Source organism: Tunicatimonas sp. (assembly GCF_049647865.1).
Taxonomy (GTDB): Bacteria; Bacteroidota; Bacteroidia; order Cytophagales; family Cyclobacteriaceae; genus Tunicatimonas.
The window spans coordinates 1-4,951 of the sequence record NZ_JBARYM010000806.1; the positions used below are offsets into that span (position 1 = coordinate 1).

Genomic DNA, 4,951 nt, shown 5'->3' on the forward strand with positions numbered 1-4,951 from the left:
AGTGGGCAGAGATTAGTCCGGATTTAACAAAAAATGATACTGCTACCTTAGACTACGGCGGCGGACCAATTACCAAAGAAGGTGCCGGGGGAGAAGTGTACCATACCATTGCCTATCTGGCTGAATCGCCTCACGAAGCTAATACCCTTTGGGCGGGGAGCGACGATGGGCTAGTTCACGTAACAAAGGATGGCGGACAAAGCTGGCAGAACGTAACACCCAGCGAAGTAGGGGAAGCACTGATTAATACCATTGAAGTTTCGCCCCATGATCCGGGTACGGCTTATTTAGCAGTCACTCGCTATAAATTTAATGATTTTACCCCCCATATTTTCAAGACCACCGACTACGGCAACTCCTGGACCCGTTTGGTAAACGGAATTGAGGAAGAAGCTTTCGTACGGGTAGTGCGGGAAGACCCCAAGAGAAAAGATTTACTGTACGCCGGAACTGAAACCGGACTGTACGCTTCGTTTGATGGCGGGCAACGGTGGCAGCCTTTTCAATTAAACCTTCCGGTGGTGCCGATCACCGACTTGAAAGTACACCAAAATGATTTGGTCGCGGCTACTCAGGGGCGGGCTTTCTGGATTCTGGATGACCTTACTCCGCTGCATCAGCTTAATGAAGGTATTAAAGATGCTAGCACCTTCTTATTTCAACCCCGCGATACTTACAAGACCGATGGCAGCCGAGATACTACGGCGGTAGCATTAGGTGAAAACCCGGTTAACGGAGCGGCTATTTACTATTATTTAAATGAAGTACCCGAAGACGATTCGGTTGCACTGACTCTGGAGATTTTGAACGAAGAAGATTCAGTGATACGGGCGTATACCAGTGAGGCGTAAAAAGAGCCCGAAAAACTACCGAAAGAAGCTGGACTGAACCAGTGGGTGTGGAACCTTTACCAAAACGACTACGAGGAAGTGAAGGGATTGATGCCTTTTCAGGGGATGCAGAGCTACCGCGTGACGCCCGGTGAGTATCAGGTTCGAGTAGCTTACGGCGAAGATACGCTCACCCAACCGTTTAGAGTGCTCCTAGACCCCCGGGTGAAAGCTACTGAATCTCAATTGGCCGAAAAAGAACAGCATTTAGAAACATTAGATCAGTCGGTGAAAGACTTATATCAATCGGTGCGGAAGATGCAGGATGTGCGAGAGTTGGTGAAAAGTATGAACGAACGATTGGGCGATGAAGAGCTTAACGCTGAGGTAGTGGAAGCCGGAGAAGAAATATTGGATACGGTAGATGAATTGGAAGGCAAACTGGTACAAATGGAGCAGAAGACCTTTCAGGACGTAATTAACTTTCCGAATCAATTAGATACTCACCTAAAGCATTTGAAAAATACGATTGATGCCGCAGTACCTCCCGTAACCAACGGACAGCAACAGCGATTTGAAGATATAATGCAGGAGTGGCAAGCCCGGCAGTCGGAGATTCAGCAACTGATGGAAGAAGCCATACCGGCCTACAATCAGCTCATTCAGGAGAATGATATTCCGTATATTGCTACAGATGAAAAAGAGACAGCCATGCCTTAAACTTATGAGTAAGTAGTCAACGAGAGGTTAAGACTCATCGGCGACCGCATTGCTGACTTTGTGGTTGACTTTTTCTATGACTTTGCCCGAGCGGCTGTAGTAGATCCAGTTTCCGGATTTTTCTCCTCGCTCGTAAGATCCCATAGATTCTACGTTACCATTGTCGTAGTACAGCAACCACTCGCCGTTGCGGTAGCCGTTGAGCATATTACCTTTACTTCGTTCGGCACCGCTTTTGAAATAATATATCCATTCACCGTAGGGTAGCCCGTTCTGGTAATTTCCCTTGGATTCTAATTCCCCAGTGGGGTGGTAGGTGAGCCGTTCGCCGTAGCCATTTTCTAGACTGCCACTAGCTAGTGAATCCCCAGTGATGGTGTAAAATTTGCTGACAGTTTTAAGTAGTCCCACCTCCCAAGACTCTTCTTGCATCAGTTGTCCGTTAATGTAGAACAGTCCCCAAAGTCCATCTTCTTCCCCCATAATAAATGAGCCAACGGATTCTAATTGGCCATTATCATGATATTTGAACCACTGTCCATCTTCTAAGCCGAGTTTGTAATTTCCTTCAGCGGCTAGCGTTCCGGCTTCGCTATAATACCGCCATAAATCATCTTTCAACCCATTTTGATACTTTCCGGCAGAGTATATCCGCCCCGATTCATAATAATTTTTCCACACCCCGGTTTCTACTCCACTTTGGTATTGGCCTTCTACGCTCTTTTTTCCGTTATAATGGTACTCCAGATACGTACTGTCGCGAATCCCATCCTTAAAATGGCTAACTGATTTAAGTTGGCCATTAATAAAGTAAAACTTCCATTCGCCATTAGGCTCGCCTTCGCCATAGTTACCTACACCCAATAACCCGCCGTAATTATTAAAAAACTGCCAACGGCCTTCTTGCTTTCCCCCATCAAACTCGCCACGCTGCACTACTTGGCCCCGTTGATCAAAGAAGAGCCATCGGCCTTCACGTTCGTCGTCAACTAGTTCTCCTCGTCCGCGAAGGCTATCAATTGGGGTAACCCGCTCCTGAGCAAAAACTACAGGAATAGTTAAAAAAAAGGTCAGGTAAAAAAGTAGATATCTCATTGAAATTGCTTGGTTTATTTATATAACGCTATATATCCAGTATTGTCACAACTTGGTCTAAAAAAGTAACAGCCTTTTGCGGAAGCTCATCCCAGTCAGAAAATGAAAAAAAAACGGCAAACTTGCAAAATGCGCGTTTATCTAGCCACAATTTCCACGTATTTTCCTCAAAACTTGCGGCAGGTTGGTAGTAAGAAGGGAGCTGATAATACTGCCACGGATCATCGCCTACACACACCTGCCAGTCCCAGCGTTTCATAAGAGATAGTTGACTCTCTAACTGAGGGCTACAGTGAGTTAAAGACTCCCCAGCTACATGCCAGGTGATACTCAATTCGTGACCCCACCACACCATAGTACGGATACTGAAAATATCGCTTTTACTAAATTTACGGGGATAGTCTAACACCTGATAAGGCAAATTGCGGTAACTCTCACCTTGAGAAATTTTTCCGCCTCGGATCAGTACGGTTTCGGGAAAAGCCGGAGATTTATCTTGAATGTACGCCTTTAGCTCAGTTTGAGTTGTAGTTAGCAAACGGTTAGCCTTTCTATTGATAGCCACTTTAGTAAGCAGAAAATCAGTATCCGTAAGATACTGTAGCTCCTTAGCTGTAAGCGATAACCGTGACATATTGGTGTTAGCTTTTCATTCTAGTCAATACGTTCAATCACCCGAACTACAATCTCGTGCGAATCGCCGTCATTATCTTCCAGATTAAAACGTACCGAAGGGTTATCAGCTTCTAGCTCAGCTTGCACTTCCACAATTTTTGCCTCCGAGAGCTGGTTTTGTATAGAATCTTTTAAATCGGCAATAATTCGGGCAAAGGTTTTCTCCCACGGACTAGGGTTGTAATTCTGCGTTTTCATAATGGTTAAGAGTTAATAGCCAGTAGCAAAAATAAAAATTCATTTGGTTCTTTGGACTATAACTAAGAAAGTTAACTAGCGTCGGTAGTAAAATGCTTCGTGTAATATATGTACAAAGGACTCTCGGAAAATACCAATAAGCTAGCACAGAAATTGGTGTTTTAAGGTATACTTACTTTACAGTTATGAAGTTATTCGTTTGCCTATCCATTATTATTTTGGCTGTGTTCACATCTTGTCAGGATACCTCAGAAGAAGTAGTTACTCCTGAACTAATGGAGCTAGTTAATAGCGCGTCAGTAGCATTTGCTTACTCAGGCGATTCACTTCAGCAGTTTTTCCGAGAGCCAACCCGAGCTTACATTAGCGGTTACTTCTACTTTGAAGATAGCTTGGCTGAAGATATTATTTTCGGATTGGATATTGAGTGGTTAGAAGGAACGGCGAATCCTATTCATTTTGCCGGGGCCGATTGGATGAGTTTAGCGGGACTCACTCGGAACGGTCTGCTGTACTTTCCGGTAGGTTCGCCAGAGAATCGGGAAGGTACACCCACCGCTACCGAAAAATGGGAAGTTCGTAACTTGGACGTAATATTACAACCTAGGCAGTGGTACCAAATGCGAATTAATGCTGACTTTGGGGCTCGAGAATTTGTATCAGTGCGGGTTACTGGGCCAGACATTGACGTAACTGAGGATATTTCAGGCTATCCGCTCGAGTACCCCAACTATATTCCTGTTGACGATCCGAGCCTCACTTTTTACACTTTCGCTCTACGCTCGCTTGAATTTGACCCGGAGAACAGTGGGAACACTCACGTTTATTTTGATGATATAGAAGGCGGTATTGCAACTGAAAATGAGTTTCAGATTGTCTTTCAAGATGGGTTTGAGAACCAGAATCAGATTGAGGATATTCCGTTTGTGCTTCCGGTAAGCCCACTATCGGCTATTGCCGAAGACTTTTGGTACTACGAAAACGAAGATGCTAAAATCAGTATCAGTAGTAAAGTTAGCCGAAGTGGTTCAAATTCCATATTATGTAACGCTAGCCTGGCTCAAAAGTAAAATAGCTTTCGCACCAGTTCACCGACTAGCATACCCAGTTCTTGTCTGGTTTAGCGAATGAATAGGAATTTTTTCCCCAACTACTGTAGACAAGAAGCACCATTAAAAAAATTCTGATTCGTATCATAAATTTCCTTTTTTTGTATTTGATTACAATAATTGCTTAAAATAGATTAACTCCATTGTCTGCCTATAGTATGGCAAATAGAATGGCATTTTGGCATAGTTTTATCTCTATAGGGCTGTAAGGGCTTATTTATACGAATAGCCCTGAATAATCATTGCCCAATAGATAGATGAAAGAGAAGCGAATTTTGATACTTGATGATGAGGAAGAAATATGTTTTTTGCTCGCTACTTTAC

General features: G+C 43.9%; 6 protein-coding genes. 3 read left to right on the plus strand and 3 right to left on the minus strand.

The genetic code is table 11. The features are described 5' to 3' along the window. The coding region (locus WBA23_RS23215; protein ID WP_424584662.1) for a WD40/YVTN/BNR-like repeat-containing protein at positions 1-851 on the plus strand (851 nt) is incomplete at its 5' end. Between the two features lie 45 nt (positions 852-896). Further along, positions 897-1,550 (plus strand): hypothetical protein, encoded by a 654-nt coding sequence (locus WBA23_RS23220; protein WP_424584663.1) that lies wholly within the window; start codon positions 897-899, stop codon positions 1,548-1,550. A gap of 27 nt (positions 1,551-1,577) precedes the next feature. Here the strand turns inward: WBA23_RS23220 and WBA23_RS23225 are convergent, their stop codons facing one another. The 3 genes from WBA23_RS23225 to WBA23_RS23235 are packed head-to-tail and all read right to left on the minus strand — an operon-like array spanning position 1,578 to position 3,518. Then, complete coding sequence (locus tag WBA23_RS23225) at positions 1,578-2,645, minus strand: toxin-antitoxin system YwqK family antitoxin (protein WP_424584664.1); 1,068 nt, start codon at positions 2,643-2,645, stop codon at positions 1,578-1,580. 28 nt (positions 2,646-2,673) lie between these two features. After that, complete coding sequence (locus tag WBA23_RS23230) at positions 2,674-3,279, minus strand: hypothetical protein (RefSeq protein WP_424584665.1); 606 nt, start codon at positions 3,277-3,279, stop codon at positions 2,674-2,676. 20 nt (positions 3,280-3,299) lie between these two features. Next, the gene (locus WBA23_RS23235) at positions 3,300-3,518 is read right to left on the minus strand and encodes a hypothetical protein (protein WP_424584666.1); all 219 of its coding nucleotides are present in this window, start codon (positions 3,516-3,518) and stop codon (positions 3,300-3,302) included. Positions 3,519-3,703: 185 nt separating this feature from the next. Here WBA23_RS23235 and WBA23_RS23240 point away from each other — a divergent pair, with 185 nt between their 5' ends. Beyond that, on the plus strand, positions 3,704-4,588 hold the full coding sequence (locus WBA23_RS23240) for a hypothetical protein (protein ID WP_424584667.1): 885 nt from the start codon (positions 3,704-3,706) through the stop codon (positions 4,586-4,588). Positions 4,589-4,951 lie beyond the last annotated feature (363 nt).

What these genes read in the sequence shown, in the direction of transcription:
- WBA23_RS23225 (WP_424584664.1), bottom strand. Translation starts at nt 2,645, where the DNA reads ATGAGATATCTACTTTTTTACCTGACCTTTTTTTTAACTATTCCTGTA.
- WBA23_RS23240 (WP_424584667.1), top strand. Translation starts at nt 3,704, where the DNA reads ATGAAGTTATTCGTTTGCCTATCCATTATTATTTTGGCTGTGTTCACA.
- WBA23_RS23230 (WP_424584665.1), bottom strand. Translation starts at nt 3,279, where the DNA reads ATGTCACGGTTATCGCTTACAGCTAAGGAGCTACAGTATCTTACGGAT.
- WBA23_RS23235 (WP_424584666.1), bottom strand. Translation starts at nt 3,518, where the DNA reads ATGAAAACGCAGAATTACAACCCTAGTCCGTGGGAGAAAACCTTTGCC.